The sequence below is a fragment of the Pseudomonas sp. S5D5 genome, from assembly GCF_003013355.1.
GTDB classification, from domain to species: Bacteria; Pseudomonadota; Gammaproteobacteria; order Pseudomonadales; family Pseudomonadaceae; genus Aquipseudomonas; species Aquipseudomonas aylmerensis.
This window is the reverse complement of the sequence record NZ_PTEO01000001.1, coordinates 4,342,760-4,369,097: the sequence shown is the minus strand read 5'-3', so window position 1 is coordinate 4,369,097 and position 26,338 is coordinate 4,342,760. Positions and strand designations below refer to the sequence as shown.

General features: G+C 64.9%; 27 protein-coding genes. 21 read left to right on the top strand and 6 right to left on the bottom strand.

The genetic code is table 11. From position 1 onward, the window contains the following. Window positions 1-186 precede the first annotated feature (186 nt). Entirely contained in the window at window positions 187-1,563 is a 1,377-nt protein-coding gene (locus tag C9990_RS19675) for a PLP-dependent aminotransferase family protein (protein WP_065905889.1), read from the bottom strand. 134 nt (window positions 1,564-1,697) lie between these two features. Here C9990_RS19675 and C9990_RS19670 point away from each other — a divergent pair, with 134 nt between their 5' ends. The 8 genes from C9990_RS19670 to C9990_RS19635 all read left to right on the top strand — a co-directional run bounded on the left by C9990_RS19670 (window position 1,698) and on the right by C9990_RS19635 (window position 9,229). After that, window positions 1,698-2,984: a hydroxymethylglutaryl-CoA reductase, degradative gene (locus C9990_RS19670; RefSeq protein ID WP_106804378.1), complete on the top strand. Its 1,287-nt coding sequence runs from the start codon at window positions 1,698-1,700 to the stop codon at window positions 2,982-2,984. A 2-nt stretch (window positions 2,985-2,986) separates the two neighbouring features. Beyond that, window positions 2,987-3,883, top strand: a complete 897-nt coding sequence (locus tag C9990_RS19665; protein WP_106804377.1) for a hydroxymethylglutaryl-CoA lyase — start codon at window positions 2,987-2,989, stop codon at window positions 3,881-3,883. A 17-nt stretch (window positions 3,884-3,900) separates the two neighbouring features. After that, window positions 3,901-5,127: a CaiB/BaiF CoA-transferase family protein gene (locus C9990_RS19660; protein WP_106804376.1), complete on the top strand. Its 1,227-nt coding sequence runs from the start codon at window positions 3,901-3,903 to the stop codon at window positions 5,125-5,127. Then, window positions 5,124-5,579 (top strand): MaoC family dehydratase N-terminal domain-containing protein, encoded by a 456-nt coding sequence (locus tag C9990_RS19655; RefSeq protein ID WP_106804375.1) that lies wholly within the window; start codon window positions 5,124-5,126, stop codon window positions 5,577-5,579. The genes C9990_RS19660 and C9990_RS19655 overlap by 4 nt, the downstream gene beginning before the upstream one ends. A gap of 2 nt (window positions 5,580-5,581) precedes the next feature. After that, on the top strand, window positions 5,582-5,977 hold the full coding sequence (locus tag C9990_RS19650) for a hypothetical protein (RefSeq protein WP_218277279.1): 396 nt from the start codon (window positions 5,582-5,584) through the stop codon (window positions 5,975-5,977). A gap of 51 nt (window positions 5,978-6,028) precedes the next feature. After that, complete coding sequence (locus C9990_RS19645; protein WP_065905900.1) at window positions 6,029-6,511, top strand: hypothetical protein; 483 nt, start codon at window positions 6,029-6,031, stop codon at window positions 6,509-6,511. Next, window positions 6,511-7,896 (top strand): tripartite tricarboxylate transporter permease, encoded by a 1,386-nt coding sequence (locus tag C9990_RS19640; RefSeq protein ID WP_177410342.1) that lies wholly within the window; start codon window positions 6,511-6,513, stop codon window positions 7,894-7,896. Before C9990_RS19645 ends, C9990_RS19640 begins: the two co-directional genes overlap by 1 nt. A gap of 88 nt (window positions 7,897-7,984) precedes the next feature. Further along, window positions 7,985-9,229, top strand: coding sequence for an OprD family porin (locus C9990_RS19635; protein ID WP_106804373.1), 1,245 nt, complete (start codon window positions 7,985-7,987; stop codon window positions 9,227-9,229). 69 nt (window positions 9,230-9,298) lie between these two features. Here C9990_RS19635 and C9990_RS19630 read toward each other — a convergent pair whose 3' ends face one another. Continuing rightward, complete coding sequence (locus C9990_RS19630; protein ID WP_106804372.1) at window positions 9,299-10,903, bottom strand: SMEK domain-containing protein; 1,605 nt, start codon at window positions 10,901-10,903, stop codon at window positions 9,299-9,301. Between the two features lie 178 nt (window positions 10,904-11,081). On the opposite strand from C9990_RS19630, the gene C9990_RS19625 reads away from it, so the two are divergent. Next, window positions 11,082-11,582, top strand: a complete 501-nt coding sequence (locus C9990_RS19625) for a hypothetical protein (RefSeq protein WP_106804371.1) — start codon at window positions 11,082-11,084, stop codon at window positions 11,580-11,582. A 4-nt stretch (window positions 11,583-11,586) separates the two neighbouring features. Here C9990_RS19625 and C9990_RS19620 read toward each other — a convergent pair whose 3' ends face one another. Continuing rightward, window positions 11,587-11,898: a hypothetical protein gene (locus tag C9990_RS19620; protein ID WP_106804370.1), complete on the bottom strand. Its 312-nt coding sequence runs from the start codon at window positions 11,896-11,898 to the stop codon at window positions 11,587-11,589. Between the two features lie 216 nt (window positions 11,899-12,114). Between C9990_RS19620 and C9990_RS19615 the strand changes: the two genes are divergently transcribed. From C9990_RS19615 to C9990_RS19605, 3 genes are read left to right on the top strand one after another with little or no spacing between them, the layout of a single operon-like run. After that, window positions 12,115-12,759, top strand: coding sequence for a secretin and TonB N-terminal domain-containing protein (locus C9990_RS19615; protein WP_065905909.1), 645 nt, complete (start codon window positions 12,115-12,117; stop codon window positions 12,757-12,759). Continuing rightward, window positions 12,756-13,301 (top strand): RNA polymerase sigma factor, encoded by a 546-nt coding sequence (locus C9990_RS19610; protein ID WP_016980117.1) that lies wholly within the window; start codon window positions 12,756-12,758, stop codon window positions 13,299-13,301. The genes C9990_RS19615 and C9990_RS19610 overlap by 4 nt, the downstream gene beginning before the upstream one ends. Window positions 13,302-13,338: 37 nt before the next feature. Next, window positions 13,339-14,265 (top strand): FecR domain-containing protein, encoded by a 927-nt coding sequence (locus C9990_RS19605; protein WP_106804369.1) that lies wholly within the window; start codon window positions 13,339-13,341, stop codon window positions 14,263-14,265. On the opposite strand, the gene C9990_RS19600 is transcribed toward C9990_RS19605, so the two are convergent. Further along, window positions 14,266-14,877 carry a type II secretion system protein GspJ gene (locus C9990_RS19600; RefSeq protein ID WP_106804368.1) on the bottom strand — a complete coding sequence of 204 codons (612 nt, stop codon included), beginning with the start codon at window positions 14,875-14,877 and terminating at the stop codon, window positions 14,266-14,268. Next, window positions 14,874-15,326, bottom strand: a complete 453-nt coding sequence (locus C9990_RS19595; RefSeq protein ID WP_065905915.1) for a GspH/FimT family pseudopilin — start codon at window positions 15,324-15,326, stop codon at window positions 14,874-14,876. Before C9990_RS19595 ends, C9990_RS19600 begins: the two co-directional genes overlap by 4 nt. Window positions 15,327-15,419: 93 nt before the next feature. Here C9990_RS19595 and C9990_RS19590 point away from each other — a divergent pair, with 93 nt between their 5' ends. Further along, window positions 15,420-15,851, top strand: a complete 432-nt coding sequence (locus C9990_RS19590) for a type II secretion system protein N (protein ID WP_106804367.1) — start codon at window positions 15,420-15,422, stop codon at window positions 15,849-15,851. Here C9990_RS19590 and gspI read toward each other — a convergent pair. Beyond that, a complete protein-coding gene (gspI, locus tag C9990_RS19585) occupies window positions 15,838-16,203 on the bottom strand; it encodes a type II secretion system minor pseudopilin GspI (RefSeq protein WP_106804366.1) in 366 nt (121 codons plus the stop codon). The two genes, C9990_RS19590 and gspI, sit on opposite strands and share 14 nt — an antisense overlap. A 149-nt stretch (window positions 16,204-16,352) precedes the next feature. Between gspI and gspG the strand changes: the two genes are divergently transcribed. The 8 genes from gspG (at window position 16,353) to C9990_RS19540 (ending at window position 26,312) form a co-directional block, all read left to right on the top strand. Continuing rightward, on the top strand, window positions 16,353-16,802 hold the full coding sequence (gene gspG / locus C9990_RS19580; RefSeq protein WP_065905919.1) for a type II secretion system major pseudopilin GspG: 450 nt from the start codon (window positions 16,353-16,355) through the stop codon (window positions 16,800-16,802). Window positions 16,803-16,810: 8 nt separating this feature from the next. After that, window positions 16,811-17,689, top strand: coding sequence for a type II secretion system minor pseudopilin GspK (gene gspK, locus C9990_RS19575; protein ID WP_157955089.1), 879 nt, complete (start codon window positions 16,811-16,813; stop codon window positions 17,687-17,689). Beyond that, window positions 17,686-18,756 carry a type II secretion system protein GspL gene (gene gspL, locus C9990_RS19570; RefSeq protein WP_106804365.1) on the top strand — a complete coding sequence of 357 codons (1,071 nt, stop codon included), beginning with the start codon at window positions 17,686-17,688 and terminating at the stop codon, window positions 18,754-18,756. Before gspK ends, gspL begins: the two co-directional genes overlap by 4 nt. After that, entirely contained in the window at window positions 18,749-19,261 is a 513-nt protein-coding gene (gspM, locus tag C9990_RS19565) for a type II secretion system protein GspM (RefSeq protein ID WP_106804364.1), read from the top strand. The genes gspL and gspM overlap by 8 nt, the downstream gene beginning before the upstream one ends. Beyond that, window positions 19,258-21,588, top strand: coding sequence for a type II secretion system secretin GspD (gene gspD / locus C9990_RS19560; RefSeq protein WP_106804363.1), 2,331 nt, complete (start codon window positions 19,258-19,260; stop codon window positions 21,586-21,588). Before gspM ends, gspD begins: the two co-directional genes overlap by 4 nt. 529 nt (window positions 21,589-22,117) lie before the next feature. Further along, a complete protein-coding gene (gspE, locus tag C9990_RS19550) occupies window positions 22,118-23,536 on the top strand; it encodes a type II secretion system ATPase GspE (RefSeq protein ID WP_106804361.1) in 1,419 nt (472 codons plus the stop codon). Next, the gene (gene gspF, locus C9990_RS19545; protein WP_106804360.1) at window positions 23,536-24,747 is read left to right on the top strand and encodes a type II secretion system inner membrane protein GspF; all 1,212 of its coding nucleotides are present in this window, start codon (window positions 23,536-23,538) and stop codon (window positions 24,745-24,747) included. Before gspE ends, gspF begins: the two co-directional genes overlap by 1 nt. Before the next feature lie 368 nt (window positions 24,748-25,115). Next, window positions 25,116-26,312, top strand: a complete 1,197-nt coding sequence (locus tag C9990_RS19540; protein ID WP_106804359.1) for a substrate-binding domain-containing protein — start codon at window positions 25,116-25,118, stop codon at window positions 26,310-26,312. The last annotated feature ends 26 nt before the right edge of the window (window positions 26,313-26,338 follow it).

Sequence of the window (26,338 nt, the reverse complement as noted above, 5' to 3'; positions counted from 1 at the left end):
CACCCACACGCCCGACTTTAGGCATGGATGTGTCGCTGGTCTCACCAACCGAAAAGACGGTGTTCGCACCACGGCAGGTTGCCGAATATGTTGATACGAACGCTTCCGACAGGATCAGAAGCAGGTTACTCCCCAACGAGGTGGGCGATCTTAGGCGAGCGTAGATGAAAAATTTGTCAAAAGGCCTTATTGCAGTTCGCGGATGATCCGGCAGAACACCGGGTCATCCAGGTAAGCCACGTTCAGGCGTGTCCACGGTACTGTGTTCTTCGGTTGCGTGGAAAAGATCGCCCCCGGCGCGAGCATCACGCCCTGGGCCAGGCACAGGCGGGTGAGGGCGTTGGCATCCTCGACAGTCGGGAAGCGGGCCCACAGGTACAGGCTCTGCTCGGGCCGGCAGAACACCTCGGCGCCGAGTTCGTCGAGCAGCGCCAGGCCTCGGGCGGTGGCGTGGCGCAGGCGATCCTGCAGGCGCGAAAGGTGGCGCAGGAAGTGCCCTTCGCCGAGGATTACGTCGATGGTGCGCTCGCTGTACTCGGCGCCGCTGTTGTGCAGGATCATCTTGATGTCCGCCAGCTCCTCGACGCGCTGCTTGCTGCCAGCGATAAAACCCACGCGCAGGGCTGCCGACACCGATTTGGAAAAGCTGCCGACGTACAAGGTGCGGTTGAGCTGGTCGAGGGCCGACAGCTTGATCGCCGAACTGGGCTTGAAGTCCGCCATCGCATCGTTTTCCACCAGCAGCAGGTCGTAGGTCTCGGCGATGCGCAGCAACTGGTGCGCCTTGGCCGGGGACAGGTCCGAGCCGGTGGGGTTGTGGCCGATCGACTGCAGGAAAAACAGGCGCGGGCGATGGGCCTTGATCAACTGCTCCAGCGCCTGCAGGTTCGGCCCGTCGGGTTCGCGCGGCACGCCGAACATGCGCGCGCCCTGCAACTGCAGTTTGCCGAACAGCGGGTAGTAGCCGGGATCTTCGACCAGCACCGGGTCGCCGGGGTTGAGGTAGCGCCGGATGATCAAGTCCATCGCATGGTTGGCACCCAAGGTGGTCACCAGTTGGCGCGGCGACACCGGCAGCGCGTAGTCCGCCAGCTTTTGCACCAGGCGTGCGCGCAGCCCGGCGTTGCCCAGGCGTGTGCCGTAGCGAAACAGCGTGGTCACCCCGGCGCGCACCACCTGGCGGTGGAACTTGTCCAGGCGCATGTCCATCAGCCATTCCACCGGCGGGAAGCCTTCGCCCAGGTGCGAGTGGCCCGGGTCGCGCACAAATTGCTGGCGCATCATCCAGATGGTGTCGAGGGCGCGGTTGTAGGGTTGGCTCTCTTCGTCTTCGCTGGTGTGGGCCACGCGCTTGATCACGAAAAAGCCCTGGCCATGGCGCGCCTCCACCAGTCCGTCGGCGGCCAGGTGCTCGTAGGCGGTGATCACGGTGTTCTTGGAATGCCCATGCAGGCGCATGTATTCGCGCAGCGATGGCAGCTTCTCGCCGGCCTTGAGGGCGCCGTCGGTGATTTGCTGGGCGATGGCGCTGGCCACCTGTTGCGCGAGGGTCGGGCGCGACATGCTGCAATTCCTCGTGGGTTCTTGTTATGGGTACAGTGGCTGAACTGTCCGGCAAAACTGTACCTTCTTTCAAGGCTACAGATGGGGCAATTTGGCGGCATCCAATAACAAATGACTCCTTGAGGAGCCCCTGAATGCCCATCGATTCCCGCTTGCCCAACTTCCGCAGCCTGTCCCCACGCCAGCGTCTTGAACACCTGCAACCCTTGCTCGGCTTGAGCAACGACGATGTGGCGCTGCTGCGTGACGCCGGTGCGCTGCCCCTGGAAATCGCCGACGGCATGATCGAAAACGTCATCGGCAAATTCGAATTGCCGTACGCCGTGGCCAGCAATTTCCGCATCAACGGTCGCGACGTGGTGATCCCGCTGGTGGTGGAAGAGCCGTCGGTGGTGGCTGCCGCTTCGTTCATGGCCAAGCTGACGCGCCCGGCCGGCGGTTTCCAGACTTCCAGCAGCGCGCCACTGATGCGCGCGCAGGTGCAGATCATCGGCATCAGCGACCCGTTCAATGCGCGGCTGAGCCTGCTGCGCAATAAAGATGAAATCGTCGCCCTGGCCAACAGCAAGGACCAGTTGCTCAACACCCTGGGCGGCGGCTGCCGCGATATCGAGGTGCACACCTTCGCCGACAGCCCGCGTGGGCCGATGCTGGTGGCGCACCTGATCGTCGACGTGCGCGACGCCATGGGCGCCAACACGGTCAACACCATGGCCGAGGCCGTGGCGCCGCTGATGGAGCGTCTTACCGGCGGCAAGGTGCGCCTGCGCATCCTGTCGAACCTGGCCGATTTGCGTTTGTGCCGTGCCCAGTTGCGCATTGCCCCGCAGCACCTGGCCACCGCCGAGTACAGCGGTGAAGAGGTGATCGAAGGGGTGATTGACGCCTACACCTTCGCCGCCATCGACCCGTACCGCGCCGCCACCCATAACAAGGGCATCATGAATGGCATCGACCCGCTGGTAGTCGCCACCGGCAATGACTGGCGCGCGGTAGAGGCGGGGGCGCACGCGTATGCCTGCCGCAGCGGGCACTATGGTTCGCTGACCACGTGGGAGAAAGACCGCGAGGGCCACCTGGTCGGCACCCTGGAGATGCCCATGCCGCTTGGCCTGGTCGGCGGCGCCACCAAGACCCACCCACTGGCGCAGTTGTCGCTGCGCATCCTTGGGGTGAAAAGCGCCCAGGAACTCGGTGAAATCGCCGTGGCGGTCGGCCTGGCGCAGAACCTTGGCGCGTTGCGCGCGCTGGCCACCGAAGGCATCCAGCGCGGGCACATGGCATTGCATGCGCGCAATGTGGCGCTGTCCGCTGGTGCCCGTGGGGACGAAGTGCAGTGGCTGGTCGAGCGCATGGTCGCCACCCATGACGTGCGCGCCGACAGTGCCCGGGCGCTGTTGCTCGACAAGCGCGGGCAGTGAGCATGAACAGCGTTCGGCTGGTGGAAGTGGGCGCGCGCGACGGCTTGCAGAATGAAGCGCGCAGCCTGTCGGTAGAGACCCGCATCGCGCTGGTGGAACGCCTCGCCGATGCTGGCTTGCGCACCATTGAGGCGGGGGCCTTCGTGTCGCCGCGCTGGGTGCCGCAGATGGCCGATTCCGCTGCCGTGCTGCGTGGCCTGGGCGAGCGCCATGGCGTGACCTACACCGCGCTGGTACCCAACCTGCAAGGCCTGGACATGGCCCTGGCCGCCGGTTGCCGCGAGGTGGCAGTGTTTGCGGCGGCGTCCGAAGCGTTTTCGCAGAAGAACATCAACTGTTCGATTGCCCAGAGCCTGGAGCGCTTCGAACCGGTGCTGGCCAAGGCCCTGGAAGCCGGCGTGGCGGTGCGTGGCTACGTCTCCTGCGTGCTCGGCTGCCCGTTCAGCGGCGCAGTGCCGGTGCCGCAGGTGGTCGCGGTGACCCAGGCGCTGTACGCCATGGGCTGCTACGAAGTCAGCCTCGGCGACACTATCGGCACCGGCACGCCGGGCGCGACTACGCGGTTGATCCAGGCCTGTGCCGACGAAGTGCCGCTGAGTGCCCTGGCCGGGCATTTCCATGACACCTACGGCATGGCCGTGGCCAATGTGCAGGCGGCGTGGCAGGCCGGGGTGCGGGTGTTCGACAGCTCGGTCTCGGGACTGGGCGGCTGCCCTTATTCTCCGGGGGCCACCGGCAACGTCGCGACCGAGGAACTGGTGTATCTATTTGAGGGGCAGGGCATCGCCACCGGCGTCGACCTTGCAAAACTGCTGGAGGTAGCCGTCTTTATTGATAACCGGCTGCAACGCACCGGCGAATCGCGGGTGGCCAAGGCGCTGCGTGCACGTCCCCAATAACAATAAGTGGAGAACCCATGAACCCTCTTACCGACACCCTGGCCGGCTTCGGCCCGCTCAAGGGCGTGACTATTCTCGATCTCACCCGTGTAGTGGCGGGGCCGTACTGCGCCATGCTGCTGGCGGACATGGGCGCCACGGTGATCAAGATCGAGCACCCCACCGACCCCGACCTGACCCGTGAATTCCCGCCCATGAGCCGCAGCACCCACGCGCCGGTCAGCGGTTTCTTCGCCCAGTTCAACCGCAACAAACAGGCGGTGTGCCTGGACCTCAAGCACGCGGACGGCAAGGCGACGTTCCTCGACATGGTGCGCAAGGCCGATATCGTCATCGAGAACTTCCGCCCCGGCACCATGGACAAGCTGGGCCTGGGCTACAAGGTGCTCAAGGTGGTCAACCCGGCGCTGGTGTTCACCGCCATCAGCGGCTTCGGCCAGCATGGGCCGAACTCGTCGCGCCCGGCGTTCGACAGCAGCGCCCAGGCCGCCGGCGGGCTGTGGTCGATGAATGGCACCGTGGAAGAGCCGATGCGCGTCGGCACCGTGCTGGGGGATCTGTCCGCTGCCCTGTATGCCGCGATTGGCACCCTCGGTGCCTTGCGTGAAGCCGAGCGCAGCGGCCAGGGGCAACTGGTGGACGTGTCCCAGCAGGACTCGATTATCTCGCTGACCGAAAACGCCCTGGTCACCTACACCGAGACCGGCGCAGTGGTCGGCCCGACCGGCAACGGCCATCCGTTCGTCAAACCCTACGGGCGCTATGCGTGCAAGGACGGCTTTGTGTTTTTCGGCGCCTACACGGACAAGTTCTGGCGCGAGGCCTGCCATGCCTTCGGTGATGCGGCGTTGGCCAGCGATCCGGAAATCGACACCATGGCCAAGCGTTTCGAGCAGGCCACTTACCTGCGGCGGGTCAAGCCCATCGTCGAAGGCTGGTGCGCGGCGCACACCAAGGCCGAGCTGGAAGCCCTGACCGGCGACCGCTTCCCGTTGTCGCCGATCAAGAGCATGGATGAAGTGGTCGCCGACCCGCATGTGCGCGAGCGTGACATGGTGGTCAGCGTCGAATGCCAGGGCGCGCACTTCGAGGTGTTCGGCAACCCGGTGAAGCTCTCCGGTGGCACCTTGGAGAAGGGCGCCAGCGCGCCGGGTGTCGGCCAGCATAACCAGCAGGTCTACCGCGATTGGCTGGGCCTGGACGCAGCGCAGTACGAGGACCTGGTCCGGCGAGGTGTGATTTGAGCCTGCTTACCGCCGAAATCACAGGCTGCATCGGCCAGGCATTGGCACCGGTGCGTTTTCAAGTCAACCGCCAGGATATCCGTAAATACGCGGTCGCCACCGGGCAGCGCCAGGCGCGGTTCCTCGCCGGTGATGAAGCGCCGCTGATGTTTTTGTTCAGCGTGCTGATGCCGGTGCTGCCCCTCGACCACCTGCGTGAAGACGGCCATTGCCCGGACAGCCCGTTGCTGCCCGAGCTGCCGCTCAAGCGCATCCTCGCCGGCGGCAGCCGCTATGAGGTGCATCGGCGCATTTACCCCGGCGATGTGCTGGTGTGCCGCCAGACCCTGGTGGACATCCACGAAAAACAGGGCGCCGAAGGGCCGCTGATTTTCCTGGTGTTCGAAAACCGTTTCGAGAACGAGGCGGGCGAGCCGCTCGTGACCGAATACCTGACCCGGATAGCGAGATAATCATGCCCACCCTCGACATCGGCCAGGCCTTGCCGTCACGGCAATACACGCCGGGCACCGTGCAACTGTTCCTGTACAACGCGGCGATCTGGAATGCCCACCGTATTCACTATGACCTGCTGTACGCGCAGCACCAGGAAGGCCATCCGGCGCTGCTGGTCGATGGCCCGTTGCAGGGCGATTGGCTGACGCAGTTGCTCTACGACTGGATGGAGGACAGCGACGAACTGCTGGCCTTCGAGTACAGCAATCGGCGCGCCGCCTACGTCGGTGACGTGTTGACCGCCCACGGTGAAATCCAGGCCGTGGAGGGCGAACGCATCACGCTGGTGTTGCAGATCGTCAATCAACAGGGCCAGGCCACCACCGTGGGGCGCGCCACGCTGCGCCGACCCTGAACGCTTCACCCCCCTATAAAAACAACAAGCCCGAAAGGGCCGGAGGGCACCATGCAGCAACGTTTACCGCCGAAAAGGCAAAACCTCTACGAGGTCTGGGGCGACACCATTGATGGCCGTGACCTGGCGATGTCCATCGGCATTGGCGCGGTGGTCAGCCTGGGCGCCTACTTCGCCGCGCAGCAAGTGCTGCACCACCTGGTGGAGTCGGCGCAGATGGCGCGAGCCTACGCCATGCTGATCGGCATTCTCGGCTGCCTGGCCGGTGGCGCCATCAGTGCCAGGCTGTTTGCACCCAAGCGCGACGTGCAGGAAAACGTCGCCGACCAGAGCTTTCGCGAACAAGTGGTGGCTGACCTGCTCAAGGAATACGGCAGCCTCGGGCGCCTTGAGGACTTGTCCGCCGAGGTGATCGCCGAACTGCGCGAGCTGGAGTTGTATGAGCTGTTCCGGGAAGCCCAGGCCCGCGAAGAAAACGTGTCGGTCGCCCAGGCACCGGCACTGACCCCCAGCCTCAGCGGAGGGCGCGGGTGATGGAAGTCTTGTTGCATGAAATCATGATGGCCTTCGCCCTCGGGCTGCTCGGCGCGGTGGTGTTCGCGGCCATCGGCCTGGTCTCCGGCACGGATGAGACCACCACCCTCGCACCGCTGACCATGCTGGTGGTGCTGCTGGGCGCGCCGCCGGCCGGGGTGTTGACGTTCTTCCTGGCCGGCGCCGTGGCCAAGCACATGACGCATGCCGTGCCGACCGCGCTGCTGGGGATTCCCGGCGACACCTCGGCCACGGCCCTGCTGGCGGATGCCAATTACCTGCGCAAACTCGGCGTGCCGCATATTGCCCTGCGCAAGATGATCTCCGGTGGCGCGGTGGCGGCGTTGATCGCGGTGCCGTTGTCGGTGCTGTTCGCGGTGCTGCTGGCGCCGTTCGGTGCGGTGATCAAGCAGTTCGCGCCATGGGTGTTCCTGTGCGCGGCGTTCACCATTGCCTATTTCTCTGCCGGGCGTTGGGCCGCCGTGCTGGCGCTGGTGCCGTTTGTGGTGGTGATCGTCGCGTTGCAGGCACTGACCGGACAATACGGGGTCAAGCTGTCGGTGAGTTACTTCCTCGGCATCGCCGTGGCGCCGTTGATTGCCTCGCTGTTCTCGCTGTTGGCACCCGGTGAGCGCCAGCGCATGCGTCGGGACCACTACCGGGTGTTTTCCCTGGCCCCGGACGTGAAGGGCTGGAGCGGCTACTTTCCCAACCCGTTCAAGGTCATCAACCCGCGCCAGGTGCGCGTCACGGCCATGGCTGCCAGCGTTTCCAGCGCCACCTTCGTGTTCAGCCCGGTGGCGATGACGGTGATCATGGGCGAAGTGATCGGCTCGCGGATCAAGCAGGCCTATGACCGCCTGACCACGGTGATCACCGCGCGCAACGGCGTGACCGAGTCGACCTACATCGCCGAAACCCTGATCCCGCTGATGGCCTTCGGGCTGCCACTGAGCCCGGTGGCCGCCGGCCCGGCCGCGCCGCTGTTCAACGCACCGCCGCGCTTCTTCGTCGACAACGCCACCGGCGAGATCAACAACCTGCACAACCTGCTCAACACCTGGGAATTCCTCGGCTACGGCATGCTTGCGGTGATCGTGGCGATCCTGGTCGCGTACCCGTTCACGATGAACTTTGCCCACGGCGCCGCCGCCTTTGTGGTGCGCAAGATCAGCCATGAAGCGGTGATCGCGACCTTTATCGGTCTGGTGCTGGTGATCGGTATCTGGGAAGGCGGGCTGCTGGGGTTGATGGTGATTGTCACCGTGGGTCTGCTCGGCGGCTTCCTCGCACGCTTCCTGGGTTTCAACATCGGTGTGCAGTTCATGGGCTATTACACCGCCGTGCTGACGGTGCCGGCGATCATTGCGTTGACCGGCAACTAAACCGCTCCACCTCACCTTATCTCTCAAGCCAGCAGATACCCGTGATCTGCGACGGGAGGCGTTCGCCTCCCGAAAAGGAATAATAACAATGAAGATCCTTTTACGTGCCAACCCTGTGGTGCTCACCTGCCTGGTCTTCACGGCCGGCAGCAGCTATGCCGACGGCTTTATCGACGACAGCAAGGCCTCGTTGAACCTGCGCAATTTTTACCTCAACCGCAACTTCGTCAATGGCGCCTACCCGCAGGCCAAGGCCGAGGAGTGGACCCAGAGCTTTATCCTCGACGCGCGCTCGGGCTACACCGCCGGCGTGGTCGGCTTGGGTGTCGACGTGCTGGGCCTGTACTCGGTGAAGCTCGACGGCGGCAAGGGCACGGCCAATACCCAGCTGTTGCCGGTGCACGATGACGGGCGGCCGGCGGATGATTTCGGACGGCTCGGCGTGGCGCTCAAGGCCAAGCTGTCGAACACCGAACTCAAGGCCGGTGAGTGGGCGCCGGCCTTGCCGGTGCTGCGGTCCGACGATGGCCGCTCGCTGACCCAGACCTTCCGTGGCGCGCAGTTGACGTCCAGGGAGATCAGCGGCCTGAGCCTGTACGGCGGCCAGTTTCGCGCCAACAGCCCGCGCAACGACGCGAGCATGGACGACATGTTCATGGCCGGGCGCCCCGATGCCACCTCCGACCGCTTCAACTTCGGCGGTGCCGAATACCAGTTCAACGACAAGAAGACCCAGCTCGGCGTGTGGTACTCGGAACTGGCGGACATCTACCAGCAGCGCTACTTCAACCTGACCCACAGCCAACCGGTGGGCAGCTGGGTACTGGGCGCCAACCTCGGCTATTTCTCCGGTGAAGAAAACGCCAAGGCCCTGGCGGGCAACCTGGACAACCGCGCGATGTCGGCGATGCTCTCGGCGCGCACTGGCGCGCACACCTTTTACCTGGGCGCCCAGCGCATGTCCGGCGACAACGGCTGGATGCGCGTCAACGGCACGGCCGGCACCAGCCTGGCCAACGACAGCTACAACTCCAGCTACGACGCGGCCAAGGAGCGCTCGTGGCAGGTACGCTACGACTATGATTTCGCCGCCCAGGGCCTGCCGGGCCTGACCTTGATGACCCGCTATATCCGTGGCGACAACGTGCATGTCGGCGCGATCACCGATGGCAAGGAGTGGGGGCGCGAGTCCGAACTGGCCTATGTGGTGCAGAGCGGGCCGGCTCGCAACCTCAACGTGCGCTGGCGCAATTCGACCCTGCGCCGGGACTTCAGCACCAATGAGTTCGATGAGAACCGGTTGATCATCAGCTACCCGCTGTCGTTGCTCTAAGCCACTGATCGGCAGGCACGCCGCCCGGCGTGCCTGCCGATATCCGCCCCAGACAATCCGAGCCCGGTGCTAACTGTCTGCGCGCGCCGGATCGACGCGGATATCGAGGAAGACGAAGCGCTTTTTCGGGTCCGCAGCGGCCATCTCCAGTTGCTCATCGATCACTTCGCGCGCCTTGTCTACCGACAGTTCATGCTCGTTGCCCAGGGCGTCGGCGCACCGCAAGGGCACGTGGCAGATCTGTGCGATGTCACACGCCGCATAGCCGTCGACACGCTTCGCGCCGGGTGCCGGGGCCGCGAGGGCACTCCAGGCGGCTTGGGTATCGACATATTCCTGCAGCACGCGAAATCGGTGCTGGCGCTGTTGCAGGCGCTGGAATCCATGCAGCACGGTGGGCAGATACTCATCGTTGAACGCTGTGGTCAGGTCCGGTCGGCCGGGGAACTGCCAGCGGCCATCGAAACGGATCCAGTCGCGCTCGTCCAGCGGTCGCCCGCGTCGGTTTGGCACCAGCTCGGCCAATAGCGTACCGGTGCAACTGGCGAGGATGTCGTTGCGCGGCCACTGCTCCCACTCGACGCTGAAATGGCCCAAGCCCTGGCGCGCAAAGTCGCGAATGGCGGTGGCCAGAAAGAACGCGGCCTGACGGTGATGCAGCACATTCCAAGGCTGTACCCCTAAATGCGCATAGACATCGCCGTAGGGTCCGTGCGCTTGGTAGAACACCAGCAAGGGCACCTCCCATTCCCCCGGCGACGTTTCGTGGAAGCAGTCGAAGGGGGTGTCGATGTCGTCGGCAATCACGATATGGAAGTGCGCGCTGCGGTAGCGTTCGGCGATCGTTGCCAGCAGCCCCATGACATCGCCCGAGGTGCGCCAGGGTGAGTTGTCGTAATAATCGCCCGTGCGGTCGTCGGCGCCGTCCAGCCAGCTCGGCGGCACATTGAATTGCTCGGCGATGGTCGCGCAATTGGCCGGTGTCAGCCAGGGTTGCAGGGCATCGGGAGTGGTCAGGCGGGGCGGCGCGACCCAGGGGTCAATGTCGAGCAGCTCATTGAACGCCGGTCCTCGCACTCCGTGAGCCAGGATCACCTGCAGGACACGGTCGGCATTTTTGTTGAAACTGCCCAGCAGGCTCAGCGCGCGGTGGCCCATTTCTTTTTCGAGTCGCTGTATGGCTTTGTCTATGTGCGCCTGACTGTTGTGCCGGGCCATTTCAAACAACCCCTCCAGATCGAGAATGTCGGTCTTGGGATCGAAGCAGATGCCGGCAGCATGAGCGTGTTGAGCGATCGAAGCCGCCCGGTAGTTTTTCTGCCGGCCACAGACCATCACGAGGTAGAGCTTTTGAAGCGTGGCGGGCAGGGCCGGGACGTGGTCGAGGGTGTCTTTGACTTTGCGCGGAGTGCGCGTCACGGTGACTTGCACCCCCACAGTGCCATCGTCGGACAACAGGTCTATGCCAGGGTGGTTGGGGTAGTCCTTGTTCAGGTCGATGAAGCCGCCCATGCCGCACAAGTGCGACATCAGCTCAGCGATCACCGATTCGGCCAGCCGGGCGGTGTCCAGGAGCTGGGCATTTTTTTTCATCTCGACGTAGTGCTTGAACACCACCAGCATCAGGGCCAGTTGATCAAGTTGTGCATTGCGAGAAACCAGTGTGTCGTTCATGGCGGGCCGTGCTGCTGCAAGTGGAACGTGGAGTGTGCCAGCAGTGGTGGCTCAGGGCCATGATCTCGGTTATTGTCCGGCCTTCGTCTGGCGGCCACGGGCACTGCGCGGGGTGCGCCAGGAAAGAGATGGACGGTATTGGCCGGTGCCCGGAGAGGACGGCTCGATAGGAGATCAGATGATTGGCGAAACGTTTACAGCTTCCTGGCCGGATTATTTCGACGTCAATGTCGACATTGCCTGGACACCCCCCGCGCCCCACGACCTGCTGTTTTCCAACGGCATCCCGGAAAATGACTACGCCTATTTCTATGCCATCGTCGCGAGGGTCGACCGAGAGTGGTGGCCTTACTACATCGGGATGACCTACAAGCAAACCGCCGCCGTGCGTCATCGGCAGGCCGACCACGTGCAGCGCCTGGCCAGGCTGCGCACCAACCATCCAGGCGTCACGTTCAGCCTGTGCCTGGGTGTGCCGACGTTTCTAGTGGGCCAGGATGACCCGCAAACCATCGAAGATATCGAAGGCATGCTGATCTATGCGAATTGGCACGAGGACATGGTGAATATTCGCGGCATCGAGAAGTTTCGCTCGCACCAGCAGATCTACGTGCACAACTCAGGGTGGACCGACCACCTGTACAAGGAAGTTTCCTGCGGCGTGTTCTATCGAAGGTGATCCCTCACGGTCGCTGCGGCTTCACCGACGTACCGAAGGTGTTGCCCATGCGCACGCTGGTCGCCGCCGGAGTGGCCAGGCCGACCTTGTTCGGCTGGCGCCGCTCTACCGGGATGTTCTGCGCCTCGCGATTCTTCTGCGCGGCCTTGGTTGCATTCGTCTCGCTGCCCATCTGCTGGCTCAGGCACCCGTAGTCCGGCGCCTTGTAGCCATCCACCGCGACTTCGGCGCAGCCACCCGGGGCATTGTCGGCCTGGGCGAGCAAGGGCAGGGCGGCGCACAGCAACAGGCTGGCGAGGGTCGGTAAATGCTTCATCAGTGCCTCCTGGCGGGCCCGGGGTGTGGGCCGTTGTGCCTGGCAAGTCTAGTGCAGCGGGCCTCTCGTCACCGTGATGTTTTTTTTGCTATCACCGTAACATCAGGTTCATAAACTGGCCTCAGGATGACGGTTTTCTAGGGCGCGTCGGCCGTGCAGCGATGCAGAGCAGGGGGTGAACAGGGAGCCTGGAGGCGCGCCGGATGCGTCCTGGTCTTGCTGTTGCTGCTGGCGGGCGGCGGCGCGGCGCGGGCCGAGACACCGCCGCTGGCGCTGAACCTGCCGGCACAAGACCTCGAGCACGCCCTGCAAGCCTACAGCCGCGCCACGGGCATGGCGGTGCTGGTCGACCGCGAGTTGACCCGGGGCCGGCGTTCCATCGGCGTGCGCGGGCGCTTCACGGCGCCTGAGGCGCTGGCGATGTTGCTGACAGGGAGCGGGCTGATGGCGCGTTACGCACGCAGCGATGCGTTTACCTTGCAGGTGCCGCAGGTCAGCCAGCCGCCGGCAGCGCGTGGCGCGGCGGCCCGTCAGGCGGCGCGGATCAACAGCAGTTATGCCACCGCCGTGCAGCAGGCCATCGAAGCCAGCCTGTGCCGGTCGCCGGTGACCCGTCCCGGCAGTTTTCGCGCGCTGGTGCAGGTCTGGGTCAATCCTGACGGGGTCATCGAACACAGCCGGCTGGTCAGCTCCACCGGCGATGAACAACGCGATGAAGCACTGGTCCGCAGCCTGGGCACGGCGCGGGTGGAACGCCCGGCGCCAAGCTCGCTGCGCCAGCCGGTGACTTTACTTTTGATGCCCGACACAACAGGAATGCGCATGGAATGCACAGCAGTCAAAGGAGCCTCGGGCGGATGAAAAATACCGGGCACAGCACGATGGTCAGCTTGTTCCTGGCCTCCTACGAAGACTTCAAGGTGCGTTTGCGCAAGCGCCTGGGGTCGGAGGACCTGGCCAATGACGTCCTGCACGAAACCTATCTGCGGGTCGACCGCATGGACGTGCCGCCGAACCTGCAACAACCCAACGCCTACCTCTACCGCATGGCCTTGAACATCGCCGCCGACCGCCGCCAGGCCGATGCGCGCCTGCTCACCGGCAGTGAAGTGGAAGAGCTGCTGCAAAGCGCCGACGAAGCCCAGGACCCCTCGCGCGTGGTCGGCGGCCAGAAAGAAATCCAGTCCCTGGTCAAGGCGCTCTACGAGCTGCCGGCGCGCCGCCGCAAGATCCTCATCGCCGCGCGCCTGGAAGAGGCACCGCACCTGGAAATCTCCCAGCGTTTCGGCATTTCCACGCGCATGGTCGAGAAGGAAATCAAGGCCGCTCTCGGCCACTGCGCCAAGCGCCTGGAAAGAAAAGTGATCCAGCGGTTCGGTCCCGGGGCCGGAAAACCGTCTTAGTGTCGAGTCCCTGATAAATCCGTGAGTATGTGCGCGCTTGAATATTTTTAGCCTCTCCACCGCCCGGGAAACCGCCGCCAGCCCCCTGCACGATGAAGCCCGCGACTGGCTGGTCCTGCTGACCTCGGGCCGTGCCACCGTGGCCGACGCCAAGGCGCTCAATGCGTGGTGCGGGCAAAGCCCCGAGCACGCCCAGGCGTTCGAGCAGGCCAAGGTGGTGTGGCAGCAACTGGCCCCGGCCGCCGCGCAAGTGGCGCAGCCGCGTCATTTTGGCCGGCGCGCTTTCCTCGGCGGCGCGATAGCCGCATCGGCAGCCGTGGTCATGGTGCACGTCGGCTCGCCCGGCGGCTTCGCTGGCCTGACGGCGGACTACCGCACCGAGGTCGGCGAGCAGCGACAAGTGCTGTTGAGCGACGGCATCAGCCTGGAACTCAACACCCAGACCCGCATCAGCCGAGTGGGGCAGGGCATCGAACTGCTCGAAGGCGAAGTCGAAGTGCTCGCCCATACCGCGCAGCCGCTCCAGGTCCTGGCCGGCGCAGGCGCGGTGAGTGCGGCACAGGCACGCTTCAACCTGCGCAACACCGATCAGACCGTCTGCGTGACCTGTATCGAAGGTTGGCTCTCGGTGGACGTCGCCGGCCGCAGCGTGCGCCTGGAAGGTGGACGGCAACTCACCTACAGCGCCGCCGGCATGGGCGACCCCGTGGTGGTGGATACCCAGGCGGTGGTGGCCTGGCGCGAACAGGTGCTGGTGTTCAACAACGCCACACTGGCGACGGTGGTGGACGAGATCAACCGCTACCGCCCCGGCATGCTGGTGCTGCTCAACAAGCAACTCGGCCAACGCCGCGTGCAGGCACGGTTCAGCCTGCAGCAGTTGGCGGGGGTGGCGTTGTTGATTCGGGATGCGTATGGGGCCAAGTGCACGGAGTTGCCGGGGGGGGTGGTGTTGTTGAGTTAATCACCTCAACGGCCCCACCACCTGCCGATAGCGCTCCGCACCTTGGGGCGTCTCCCGGACCAGACTGATCTCCAGCCCCAACGGGTCCTCACGCCGATTCCCGCTCAGCTGCCGCCAGCCCTTATCCGCCTCCCACACCCGCACCTGCAGATCACTGACTCCTGTCAGCACCACCACCGCGTCCTTCGCCGCCGGCAACGGATAGCGGTCCCGTGCAGGCGCCGCAGCGCGATACAAACGGTCGCCCTTGAGCCACCAACGTACCCGTTGCAGGCCATCCCCGGCGACGGGGGCGCTGCGAATGATGTCCAGCCGAAAGCCTTTGCTGTCGGAACTGCGCACTGTCACGGCCGCCAGTCCATCAACCTTTTCTTCGTTGTTCCTGGAGGGATCCGGGGCGTTCAGTTCGACGCTGGCGCGCAGGCTGATGTCGCGTTGCATCTGGTTCAGTGCGCGCAGCAGCACTTCGGTCTGTTCGCTGCTGGCCTGCAGGTGCTGGTCGGCGCGGGTGACGCTGTCCAGCCCGCGCCAGGCGATGACGCTGACCAGCGCCATGAGCATGATCGCGACCATTACTTCGATCAGGGTGAAGCCCTGTTGGGAGGTGTTCATGGCTGGCTCACCACGCGCATCAAGCCTTGGGCGTCGCGTTGCAGGCTGAGGCGGTGTTGGCCGTCGGACAGCACCACGCGCAGCGCTGGGCTGATCCATTCGGCATCGAGTACCAGGCGCTGGCGCGGTTCGACAGTGATTTGCATCGGTGTGCTTTCCCATAGGCGCGGGCGCAGTGGGTCATCGCCCTGGAAGGTTTCGATGCCGCTGCCGTCGTCGCTGCGGCGGTTGAAGCGAAAGCCCTCGGCATCCCCGCGCCAGGTGATCGGGCGGCCGTCCGTGCGGGCTTCGGCCTGGGCGATTTGCAGCAGTTGGCTGAGGCGCTCGGCGTCCTTGCGCAGCAGGTGCAGTGGGTCGGGCTTGATGGTCAGGCTGATGGCGGCGCTGGCAATGCCGATGATCACCAATACCACCATCAACTCGATCAGGGTGAAGCCGTGTTGTTTCATCGCAGGGCACCTGGAGAACTGGAGAGGAGCTGAAATAAAAACGTGCGAATTGAGCTGTAGGCTGGTGCCACGGACAAACAGGAGGTCCCACTCATGGCATTTGCCCTTCGTTTTTCACCGGCCCACGGGGTGCAGGCACTGGCGGTGCTGGCGGCATTGGCCGGTGTGGCGGTCTGGACGCCGCTGCTGCTCACGTCGGCCGAATCCCACACACCGGCGGCCACGCCCCAGGCCCTCGCGGCGCGCAGTGATAACCCGGCGCTGCAATGGTTCTCGACTGCGCCGTCGGCAGTGCAGGTCAAGGTCTCGGGTGTGCTGGCCGGGGCACGCGGTGCCGTCGCGATCCTCAGCCTCAACGACGGCCCGCCCCGCAGCTTTTTGTTGGGTGAACGCCTCAGCCCCGGCGTGCGCCTGACGGCCATTGAAGGCGACGGCGTGGAGATCGAGCGCGGCGGCGAGAAGCTGCGCGTGAAGCTCGACAAATTGCCGGAAGGGCCTGCGCTGCCTCTGCTCACTCGACCCTGACCTGTGTGTCCAGGCGCGCCAGCGGCGGCGCTTCGCGGCGGGCGTCGAGCACCTGCACATGCACGTGAAACAGCGCACCATCGGCGCTGATGGTTTGTTCGCAGCGCAGCTGCAAGCGGCCCTGGTCGCAGTCGAAGGTCTTTTTGCCGCTGCGCAAGTGGCCTTCCAGGCGCAACTCGGCCAGGCGGCTCTGCGCTGCCAGCAAGGCGATGGACTTGTCGCGCAGCAGGCCATTGCTCTGGGTCATCAACCCGGCCACGCGCACGGCTGCGGCCATGGCCACGGCAATGATCGCCAGCGCCACCAGCACCTCGATCAGGGTAAAGCCTTGCGCCTTGCGACGGCTGTCCATGGGGGTCTCGAAAGCCTGGAAACAGGCCCGCAGACTAACGTCGGGAGTTGACCGATTGGCGACCGAAACTCCCGAGGATTTTCAATACGACTGACATGTGTTCTTGCAACACTGCGCCACGAAATGCACTCAAGCCAAGGAATGTCGAGATGGATATCGCGCGCCTAACATCCCCATTGCCAGGGCCTCGCGGCCAGCGTGGCTTCACCCTGATCGAGATCATGGTGGTGGTGGTCATCCTCGGGATCCTGGCGGCGATGGTGGTGCCCAAGGTCCTGGATCGCCCGGACCAGGCGCGGGCCACGGCGGCGAAACAGGACATCGGCGGCTTGATGCAAGCCCTCAAGCTGTATCGCCTGGACCACGGCACCTACCCGAGCATGAACCAGGGCCTGAAGGTGCTGGTGGAGCGCCCGGCGGATGCGAAGAACAGCAACTGGCGCGCCTACCTCGAGCGCCTGCCCAACGACCCGTGGGGCAACCCTTATCACTACCTCAACCCGGGCGCCAATGGTGAGGTCGATGTGTTCTCGCTGGGGGCCGACGGCCAACCGGATGGCGACGGCGTGAATGCCGATATCGGCTCCTGGCAGTTGTAAGGCGCGCCATGAAACGGTATTCGCCCACAGCGGCGAAGCAGCGCGGCATGGCGATTATCAGCGCCTTGCTGATCGCGGCGGTGGTGGCCGTGCTCGCCGGCGCAATGCTCACGCGTCAGAGTGTGTTCACGCGCAGCCTGGAAGCCGAGCAATTGCGCGTACAGGGCCAGTGGCTGTTGCAAGGCGGCCTGGAGCGCAGCCGGCAGATGCTCTGGGAGGCGCGCCAGAAGGAGGTGCTGACGCGCCTCGACCAGCCGTGGGCGCAGGCCCAGGGCGGCGCGTTCGAGGGGCAGATCGAGGACGAGCAGGGCAAGTTCAACCTGCGCAACCTGGTCAACCGCCAGCAGCCGGATGCCGAACAATTGCAGTCCTTCGAGCGCCTGTGCCGCCTGATCGGGGTCGACCCGGCCGTGAGTCGGCGCATCAGCCAGCGGGTCATCGCTTCCTACGAGCAGAACGGTGTGCCGGCCAAATACCCGATGCTGCGCAACCTCGACGACTTGAGCGGCATTGACGGCCTGGACCCGGCGCTGTTGCGGCGCCTGCGCACCTATATCAGCGTGCTTCCCAGCAATACCTGGGTCAACGGCAACACCGCCAGCGCCGAAGTGCTCAGCGCGGTGGTGCCGCAGCTCAGCCTGGCCCAGGCCCGAGGGTTGCTGGCCGAACGTGACAGCGGCCGCTGGTTTATCAACCGCGGGGATTTCGTCAACCGCTTGCACTTGCCCCAGGTGGCGGTGGATTCGGTGCAGGTGGGCATTACCAGCGAGTGGTTTCGCCTGCAGGGCCAGGCACGGCGCGAGCAGCGTCGGGTGACCCTCGACGCGCTGCTGCATCGGCCCGAAGACCGCCCGCCACGGGTGATCTGGTCGCGGGTGGGGGTATGAAACGCTTGCGTATTGGCCTGCCGCCGCTCGATGAGTTGAGCGTGGACAGCCAGGTGACGTTTGCCTGGCTGGAGCGCGGCGTGGTGGTGGATGAAGGGCACGCCAGCCTGGCGCAATTGGGCAAGACCCGCCAGGCGCTGGATTGCTTCCTGCATCCGCGCGACAGCCTGCTGACCAGCCTTGAGCTGCCGCCGTTGCCCGCGGCGAAAACCGCTGCGGCGGTGGCTTGTGCCGCCCAGGCGCTGATCCTCGGCCCGGTGGAGCAGATGCAGGTGGCCCACGGCCCGCGTGAAAGCGATGGGCGCGTGCAGGTCGGCTGGGTGTCGAAGGCCGGCCTGGAGCGGCTCGCCGCGGTCGTCGCACAGACCCCGCTCAAGCTGCGCGGGCTCTACCCGGCGCCGTATGCCTTGCCGGTCGGCGCGGCAGCGTTGGACGACGGCTATCTGTTGACCCGTGACAGCCTGCAGCAAGGCGCCGTGCACCCGTTGGGCTTGCAGACCCTCGATGTGCCGCTGGTGGAGGCGCAGCAGCGTTGGAGTGGTGCCGTGCCGGCCTGGGGCTTGCACGCGCGCCTCAGCCAGGCACCCCGTGGCGGATGGGGCAGGGCGCTCGCCGGTGTAGCGCTGGCGACGTCGATCTGGACCGTCGGCCTCAACCTGTATGCCGCCCGCCAGGTGGATGAGGGCCAGCGGCTCAAGGCGCTGATGAGCCAGCAGGTCCGCCAGGCATTTCCTGAATTGCCAGTGGTGCTCAACCCATTGCAGCAGGCCCGCCAGCAGTTGGCTGCGCGCCAGAGCGGTGCGGCCGCCGATCCGGGCCAGCGCTTTACCCGCCTGTTGCAGCTGGCGGGCAGCAATCTGCCCTTCATGGTCGGCAGCGTCGAGAGCCTGGACTTCGAACATGGCCGCTTGCACCTGGCGCTGCTCGCCGACAGTCGCAGCCCCACGGCCGTGGGCGATTGGCAAGCCGCGCTGGCCCAGGCCGGCCTTGTCGCCGAGCGCGATGAGCATGGCTGGAGCATCGGCCCGGCCCAGGCCGCCGAGAAACCGGAGGGCAGTGATGAATAAGTGGCGGCAGGTGCGCAGCCAGGCGCAGGTGTTCTGGAGCGGCCTGGCGTTGCGCGAGAAACGCCTGCTGATCGGCGCTGCGCTGGTCCTGGCGAGTCTGTTGACCTGGCTGGTGCTGGTGCAACCCGCGCTGAAGAAGATCGAGTACTGGCAGGCCGAGACCCCCAAGCTGCGCGCCCAGGCGGCGGCCTTGCAGGTGCTGTTGCAGGACGTCGCGGCGCCGCGCCACGGCGATGAACCCGCGTTGCGCCAGGCCCTCGATGGCGCCGGCCTGCAGGGGCATTACCAGTTGCAGGCACTGGACGCCGGCGGCTGGCGCCTCACGCTGGAGAATGCCCCGGCAGACGCGGTGGTGAGCTGGTTGCTGGGCAATCCCCATTCGTTTTCCCTGGAGGTGTCCGAGGCGCGCTTGCAGCGCGCGCCGGATGCTGTCGATAACTCGGCCGGCACTGTGTCCGGGACCGTTCGCATGGATCAGGCGCTTGGCGCTAAGGAAGCTTCATGAAGTGGTCAGTCCCCCATCACGCGCCTTTTCGCAAGGTCGCGCCGCTGCTGTTGCTGGCGTTGAGCGCGTGCAGCAGCCCGCAGCCAAACACGCCCTTGCTGGTGGACAGCGAACTCGGCCAGCCTCTGGCCGACACCCGTCGCAGCGGCGAAACCCCGCTCGATCGCCAGCGCGAAGTCCCGCCCAAACCCCGCGTGCAACACCCGGTCACCCACAGTGCGCGCGGCCAGGCCCCGGCGCCGGTCAAGGCGCGCAACCCGCTGGGCGACCAGCCGGTGCAGCTCAATTTCGTCGACGCGGATATCCAGGCGGTGGTGCGCGCCTTGTCCCGCGCCACCGGCCAGCAATTTTTGGTAGACCCGCGTGTGAAAGGCAACCTCACCCTGGTCAGCGAGGGCCAGGTGCCCGCGCACCAGGCCTACGACATGCTGCTGGCGGCGCTGCGCATGCAGGGCTTCAGCGTGGTCGATGTGGGCGGCGTGGCCCAGGTGGTGCCGGAGGCCGATGCGAAGTTGCTTGGCGGGCCGATCTACAGCGCCGGCAGCAGCGGCATGCAGACGCGCACTTTCCGCCTGCAGTATGAAAATGCGGTGAACCTGATCCCGGTGCTGCGCCCCATCGTGTCGCCGAACAACCCGATCAATGCCTACCCCGGCAACAACAGCATCGTCATCACCGACTATGCGGAAAACCTCGCGCGCGTCGCGCAGATCATCAATGGTATCGACACCCCGAGCGCCATCGACACCGACGTGGTGATGGTGCAGAACGGCATCGCCGTGGACATCGCCGCGATGGTCAGCGAGTTGCTGGAAACCCAGGGCGCCGACCAGACCCAGAAGATCAGCGTGATCGGCGACCCGCGCTCCAATTCGATCATCATCCGCTCCGGCAGCCCGGAGCGTACGGAGCTGGCGCGCAACCTGATCTACAAGCTCGACAATGCCCAGAGCAACCCGAGCAATATGCACGTGGTGTACCTGCGCAATGCCCAGGCCGGCAAGCTCGCGCAGTCGCTGCGCGGGCTGCTTACCGGCGAAAGCGATACCGGGGTGAGCGACGATGCCCGTGGCAAGCTCAGCAGCATGGGCGGCAATGGCAAGAACAGCCCCGCCACCGGCACCGCGCAAAACAGCAGCGGCACGCCCACCGGCAGCGGCGTGCAGTCGGGTTACGGGCAAGCCAGCGGCTCCACCCCTGGCACCGGCAGCACTCCCAGCGACCAGGACACCGCATTCAGCGCCGGCGGCGTGACCATCCAGGCCGACGCCACCACCAACACCTTGCTGATTTCCGCCCCGGACCCGTTATACCGCAACCTGCGCGAAGTGATCGACATGCTCGACCAGCGCCGCGCCCAGGTGGTGATCGAAAGTTTGATCGTGGAAGTCGGCGAGGACGACGCCACCGAGTTTGGCGTGCAATGGCAGGCCGGCAACCTCGGTGGCAAGGGCGGCTTCGGCGGCGTCAACCTGGGCGGCAGCGGTGTGAATGGCAAGCCCGCGAGCCCCACCAGCATTGATGTGCTGCCCAAGGGCCTCAACGTCGGCCTGGTCAACGGCACCGTAGACATCCCCGGGATCGGCAAGGTGCTCGACCTCAAGGTGCTGGCCCGCGCCCTGAAGAGCAAGGGCGGCACCAACGTGCTGTCGACGCCGAACCTGCTGACCCTGGACAACGAAGCCGCGAGTATTTTCGTCGGGCAGACCATCCCGTTTGTCACCGGCAGCTACGTGACCGGTGGCGGGGGCACCAGCAACAACCCGTTCCAGACCGTGCAGCGTGAGGAGGTGGGGCTCAAGCTCAACGTGCGCCCGCAGATTTCCGAGGGCGGCACGGTGAAGCTGGATATCTACCAGGAGGTCAGCACCGTGGATGCGCGGGCGTCGGTGGAGGCCGGCACGGTGACCAACAAGCGCGCGATCGACACCAGCATCCTGCTGGATGACGGGCAGATCATGGTGCTCGGCGGGCTGCTGCAGGACGGCTACAGCCAGAGCAATGATGCGGTGCCGTGGCTGTCGGATATTCCCGGCCTGGGCGCATTGTTTCGCAATGAGAAGCGCAGCGTGAACAAGACCAACCTGATGGTGTTCCTGCGCCCCTACATCATCCGCGACAGCGGGGCAGGGCGCAGCATCACCCTGAACCGCTACGAGTTCATGCGCCGCGCCCAGGGCGGGCTGCAACCGGAGCACAGCTGGGCGATGCCGGATGTGCAGGCGCCGCAGTTGCCTTCGGTGGAGAAGGCGATCCCGGGTGGTCAACAACAGGGGCCGCGGGCAGTGATTCGGGCGGTACCGGTTTCGGGGGGGGCGCGGCCGTGACTTATGGTTGCATTCTTGTTGGGCGCTGGCTTGCCTGCGCTGCAGATACCGCGGTACGGCATGCACACCGAGTGGAGGCCATCGCAGGCAAGCCAGCTCCCACAGAAAAACCCATTTGCTTTCGCGTTGTTTTTGACCTTGATCTTGATCTTGATCTTGATCTTGATCTTGATCTTGATCTTGATCTTGATCTTGATCTTGACCTTGACCTTGATCTTGATCTTGATCCTAGGCGCCCCATCAAACACGCTGGCCGGAATTCGATATTGATTTGGGGGGTAAACCGGCAGGGATGCCGGTTTAGCCGCCCCGCGCCATGGATGGCGCGTGGCGGCGGCCGCCCAAATCAATGTCGGATTACGGGCACACCGAGCCTGGGCGAGGTGCCGAGTGTTGGGGCAAGAGCGTTTTGCTTACTTTTGCGCTCTTCAAAAGTGAGCCGCTGTAAGAGCGGAACCCCAAGTAGCCGTTACCCCAACAACGGATATGTACTCGGTCCCTCTAAATCCAGTGCAAGCGAGCCAAAACCATGAGCCTGCTCCCCTACGCCTGGGCCAAATCCCAACGCATCCTCCTGCGTCCCTGCGAGGAAGGCAGGCTACTCACCGTATGCCCCTCGACCCCCGGCTGGTCCATCAGCGAGGTACACCGTCAGTTCGGTCACAGCCGCCTTGAACAGGTGCGCGACGACGAACTCGACGGCCTGCTCGCCAGTGCCTACGCCGACACCGGCAGCGCCGCCGCCGTGGTCGGCGCCGCCGAAAACGAAGTCGACCTCGACCGCCTGATGCAAGACATGCCCGAAATCACCGACCTGCTGGACACCCAGGACGGCGCGCCGGTGATTCGCATGATCAACGCCTTGCTCACCCAGGCGGCGCGGGATGAGGCCAGTGACATTCACATCGAACCCTATGAAACCCATTCGGTGGTGCGCTATCGCGTCGACGGCACCCTGCGTGACGTGGTGTCGCCGCGCAAGGCGCTGCATGGCGCGCTGGTGTCGCGGATCAAGATCATGGCCCAGCTCGATATCGCCGAAAAGCGCCTGCCCCAGGACGGCCGTATCGCCCTGCGCGTGGCCGGCCGGCCGATTGATATTCGCGTATCGACCGTGCCGACCGGGCATGGCGAGCGCGTGGTGATGCGTTTGCTCGACAAACAGGCCGGGCGCCTGCAATTGGAAACCCTGGGCATGGAGCCGCAACTGCTGGCGCGCCTCGATACGCTGATCCGCCAGCCCCACGGCATCGTGCTGGTCACCGGGCCCACCGGCAGCGGCAAGACCACCAGCCTGTACGCGGCCCTGGCGCGGCTGGATGCCAGTACCAGCAATATCCTTACCGTGGAAGACCCGGTGGAATATGACTTGCCGGGCATCAGCCAGATCCAGGTCAACGCCAAGATCGACATGACCTTCGGCCTGGCCTTGCGCGCGATTCTGCGCCAGGACCCGGACATCATCATGATCGGTGAAATCCGTGACCTGGAGACTGCGCAAATCGCCGTGCAAGCCTCGCTCACCGGCCACCTGGTACTGGCGACCCTGCACACCAACGACGCGGTGTCGGCGGTCAACCGCCTGATCGACATGGGGGTTGAGCCGTTCCTGCTGGCGTCGTCGCTGTTGGGCGTATTGGCCCAGCGCCTGGTGCGGCGCCTGTGCCCGCATTGCAAGCAGCAAGACCCGGCCGCGCCCGGCACCTGGCGCCCGGTGGGCTGCGCGCAATGCAACCAGATCGGCTACAGCGGGCGTACCGGGATCCATGAATTGTTCTGCGTCGACGACGACGTGCGCAGCCTGATCCACCAGGGCGCCGGCGAGCAGGACCTGCGCGTGGCCGCGCGCCGCGCCGGGATGTTGAGCATGCGCGAAGACGGCGAGCGCTGGGTGCGCAGCGGCGCCACTGCGCCCGAAGAAATCCTGCGCGTGACGCGGGACGCCTGATGAATCGCTATCGCTATGAAGCCGCCGACGCCAGCGGCAAAGTCGAGGCCGGGCACCTGGAGGCGGACAGCCAGAGCGGCGCGTTTGCCGCGTTGCGCAGCCGTGGCCTGACCGCGCTGTTGGTACAGGTTGAAGGCAATCAGTCGAATGCCGCCGGCAGCAGCCTGTTCACTGCCAAGCTGTCGGACAACGACCTGGCCTGGGCCACGCGACAACTGGCGAGCCTGCTCGGCGCCAGCCTGCCGCTGGAGGCAGCACTGAGTGCGACAGTGGAGCAGGCCGAGAAAAAGCACATCGCCCAGACCCTCGCCGCCGTACGTGCCGATGTGCGCGGCGGCATGCGCTTGGCTGATGCATTGGCGGCACGGCCACGGGATTTTCCGTCGATCTATCGCGCGTTGATCGCGGCGGGGGAGGAGTCCGGCGACCTCGCCCAAGTGATGGAGCGCCTGGCCGACTACATCGAGGAGCGCAACAACCTGCGCGGCAAGATCCTCACGGCCTTTATCTACCCCGGCGTGGTTGGGCTGGTGTCCATCGGCATCGTGATTTTCCTGTTGAGCTACGTGGTGCCGCAGGTGGTCAGCGCGTTTTCCCAGGCGCGCCAGGACCTGCCGGGCCTGACCCTGGCAATGCTCAACGCCAGCGACTTCATTCGCGCCTGGGGCTGGTTGTGTTTCGGTGCGCTTGTCGGCGGTTTCTGGAGCTGGCGCCTGTACCTGCGCAATCCCGTGGCGCGCCTGAACTGGCACAGTCGCGTGCTGCGCCTGCCGCTGATCGGGCGCTTTGTGCTGGGCCTGAACACCGCGCGGTTTGCCTCGACCCTGGCGATCCTCGGCGGGGCCGGCGTGCCGCTGCTACGCGCGCTGGAGGCGGCGCGCCAGACCCTCTCCAACGACCGCCTGAGCCAATGCGTCAACGACGCCACCGCCAAGGTTCGCGAGGGCGTCAACCTGGCCCCGGCGCTGGCGGTGGAAAAAGTCTTCCCGCCGGTGCTGATCCACCTGATTGCCAGCGGCGAAAAAACCGGCTCGCTGCCGCCGATGCTCGAGCGTGCCGCGCAGACGCTGTCGCGGGATATCGAACGGCGCGCGATGGGCATGACCGCGTTGCTCGAGCCCCTGATGATCGTGGTGATGGGCGCGGTGGTGCTGGTGATCGTGATGGCGGTGCTGTTGCCGATCATCGAGATCAACCAACTCGTGACCTGAATACGGTCAAGAAAGGTGGGAAGGGGCTGCTCAGTCGATTTCGGCGCGGGCCAACCTCGGGTTCCTCATTCCGTCACATCCAACCGCCCTTGCCACAGCCCGTACCGCCTCCACCCATTGCGGGCTGAAACCTCGCTGTCACCTGCGCCCAAAGCGTTCAGAACGATGACCAAAACACCCGAGAATCTTTTAAAAATCAAGGTGTTCCTCCCGAGGTTTTTTCCTTTTGCTGTCATCGGAAACTGCGAAATTTCCTACCCATGGCCTCACCCCTCGCCACCCCCGCATCACGGCTTGGGACCGAAGCCATGGCGTCATGCAAGAGCCATCTACCCCAAACGTACAAACACGACGAAAGGAGCTTCTTCATGTTTAAGCGCAACGTTCTCGCGGTATCCATGACCCTCGCTGCACTGTGCGCGGCACAGGCTGCATTCGCTGACGTAAACGGCGGCGGCGCGACCTTGCCACAGCCGCTGTACCAGACTGCCGGCGTACTCACCACTGGCTTCGCCCCGTACATCGGCGTCGGCAGCGGCAACGGCAAGGCTGCCTTCCTGACCAACGACTACACCAAGTTCGTGGCCGGCGTTACCAATAAGAACGTGCACTGGGCTGGTAGCGATTCCAAACTGACTGCGACTGAATTGTCGACCTACGCATCTACCAAACAACCGGCCTGGGGCAAGCTGATCCAGGTGCCGTCGGTTGCAACGTCGGTGGCCATTCCGTTCAACAAAACCGGCAGCGCGAATGTTGACCTGAGCGTGCAAGAGCTGTGCGGTGTGTTCTCCGGTCGCATCAAGAACTGGAGCGGGATTTCCGGTGCTGGGCGTACCGGTCCGATCGTTATCGTGTATCGCAGCGAGAGCAGCGGCACCACCGAGCTGTTCACCCGTTTCCTCAATGCCAAGTGCAACGCTGAAACCGGCTCCTTCGCGGTTACCACCACGTTCGCCAACAGCTTCTCCGGTGGCTTGCCTGCCGGCGCCGTTGCTGCCACCGGCAGCCAGGGTGTAATGACTGCCTTGGGCGCCGCCCAAGGCCGCATCACCTACATGAGCCCTGACTACGCGGCCTCCACCCTGGAAGGCCTGGACGACGCCACCAAGGTTGCTCGCGTGGGTAAAGACGAAGCCAACGGCGTCGAAGGTGTGTCGCCAGCGCCGGGCAACGTTTCCGACGCCATCGCCCAGGTACTGCCACCTAACGACCCAAGCGCTCCGCTGGACATCAACAACCCTGACAACTGGGTGCCAGTGTTCGGTCCAGTGGGCGCTGCCGGCGTTCAACCGTACCCTGATTCGGGCTACCCGATCCTTGGCTTCACCAACCTGATCTTCAGCCAGTGCTATGCCAATGCTGATCAGACCTCCCAGGTACGTGGTTTCTTCACCAAGCACTTCGGCGCCACTGCCAACAACGACGCCGCGATTTCGGCCAACCGTTTCGTGCCGCTGCCGGCTAACTGGAAAGCTGCCATCACCGACACTTTCCTGACGGCAACCAGCGGTCTGAGCATCGGCAAAACCAACGTCTGCAACGGCATCGGTCGTCCGCTGTAACCCACGCTTTCACCGACCTGCAACAC

Coding starts and splice junctions, on each gene's coding strand:
- C9990_RS19675 (WP_065905889.1), bottom strand. CDS start 1,563: ATGTCGCGCCCGACCCTCGCGCAACAGGTGGCCAGCGCCATCGCCCAG.
- C9990_RS19670 (WP_106804378.1), top strand. CDS start 1,698: ATGCCCATCGATTCCCGCTTGCCCAACTTCCGCAGCCTGTCCCCACGC.
- C9990_RS19665 (WP_106804377.1), top strand. CDS start 2,987: ATGAACAGCGTTCGGCTGGTGGAAGTGGGCGCGCGCGACGGCTTGCAG.
- C9990_RS19660 (WP_106804376.1), top strand. CDS start 3,901: ATGAACCCTCTTACCGACACCCTGGCCGGCTTCGGCCCGCTCAAGGGC.
- C9990_RS19650 (WP_218277279.1), top strand. CDS start 5,582: ATGCCCACCCTCGACATCGGCCAGGCCTTGCCGTCACGGCAATACACG.
- C9990_RS19645 (WP_065905900.1), top strand. CDS start 6,029: ATGCAGCAACGTTTACCGCCGAAAAGGCAAAACCTCTACGAGGTCTGG.
- C9990_RS19640 (WP_177410342.1), top strand. CDS start 6,511: ATGGAAGTCTTGTTGCATGAAATCATGATGGCCTTCGCCCTCGGGCTG.
- C9990_RS19635 (WP_106804373.1), top strand. CDS start 7,985: ATGAAGATCCTTTTACGTGCCAACCCTGTGGTGCTCACCTGCCTGGTC.
- C9990_RS19630 (WP_106804372.1), bottom strand. CDS start 10,903: ATGAACGACACACTGGTTTCTCGCAATGCACAACTTGATCAACTGGCC.
- C9990_RS19625 (WP_106804371.1), top strand. CDS start 11,082: ATGATTGGCGAAACGTTTACAGCTTCCTGGCCGGATTATTTCGACGTC.
- C9990_RS19620 (WP_106804370.1), bottom strand. CDS start 11,898: ATGAAGCATTTACCGACCCTCGCCAGCCTGTTGCTGTGCGCCGCCCTG.
- C9990_RS19610 (WP_016980117.1), top strand. CDS start 12,756: ATGAAAAATACCGGGCACAGCACGATGGTCAGCTTGTTCCTGGCCTCC.
- C9990_RS19600 (WP_106804368.1), bottom strand. CDS start 14,877: ATGAACACCTCCCAACAGGGCTTCACCCTGATCGAAGTAATGGTCGCG.
- C9990_RS19595 (WP_065905915.1), bottom strand. CDS start 15,326: ATGAAACAACACGGCTTCACCCTGATCGAGTTGATGGTGGTATTGGTG.
- C9990_RS19590 (WP_106804367.1), top strand. CDS start 15,420: ATGGCATTTGCCCTTCGTTTTTCACCGGCCCACGGGGTGCAGGCACTG.
- gspI (WP_106804366.1), bottom strand. CDS start 16,203: ATGGACAGCCGTCGCAAGGCGCAAGGCTTTACCCTGATCGAGGTGCTG.
- gspG (WP_065905919.1), top strand. CDS start 16,353: ATGGATATCGCGCGCCTAACATCCCCATTGCCAGGGCCTCGCGGCCAG.
- gspK (WP_157955089.1), top strand. CDS start 16,811: ATGAAACGGTATTCGCCCACAGCGGCGAAGCAGCGCGGCATGGCGATT.
- gspL (WP_106804365.1), top strand. CDS start 17,686: ATGAAACGCTTGCGTATTGGCCTGCCGCCGCTCGATGAGTTGAGCGTG.
- gspM (WP_106804364.1), top strand. CDS start 18,749: ATGAATAAGTGGCGGCAGGTGCGCAGCCAGGCGCAGGTGTTCTGGAGC.
- gspD (WP_106804363.1), top strand. CDS start 19,258: ATGAAGTGGTCAGTCCCCCATCACGCGCCTTTTCGCAAGGTCGCGCCG.
- gspE (WP_106804361.1), top strand. CDS start 22,118: ATGAGCCTGCTCCCCTACGCCTGGGCCAAATCCCAACGCATCCTCCTG.
- gspF (WP_106804360.1), top strand. CDS start 23,536: ATGAATCGCTATCGCTATGAAGCCGCCGACGCCAGCGGCAAAGTCGAG.
- C9990_RS19540 (WP_106804359.1), top strand. CDS start 25,116: ATGTTTAAGCGCAACGTTCTCGCGGTATCCATGACCCTCGCTGCACTG.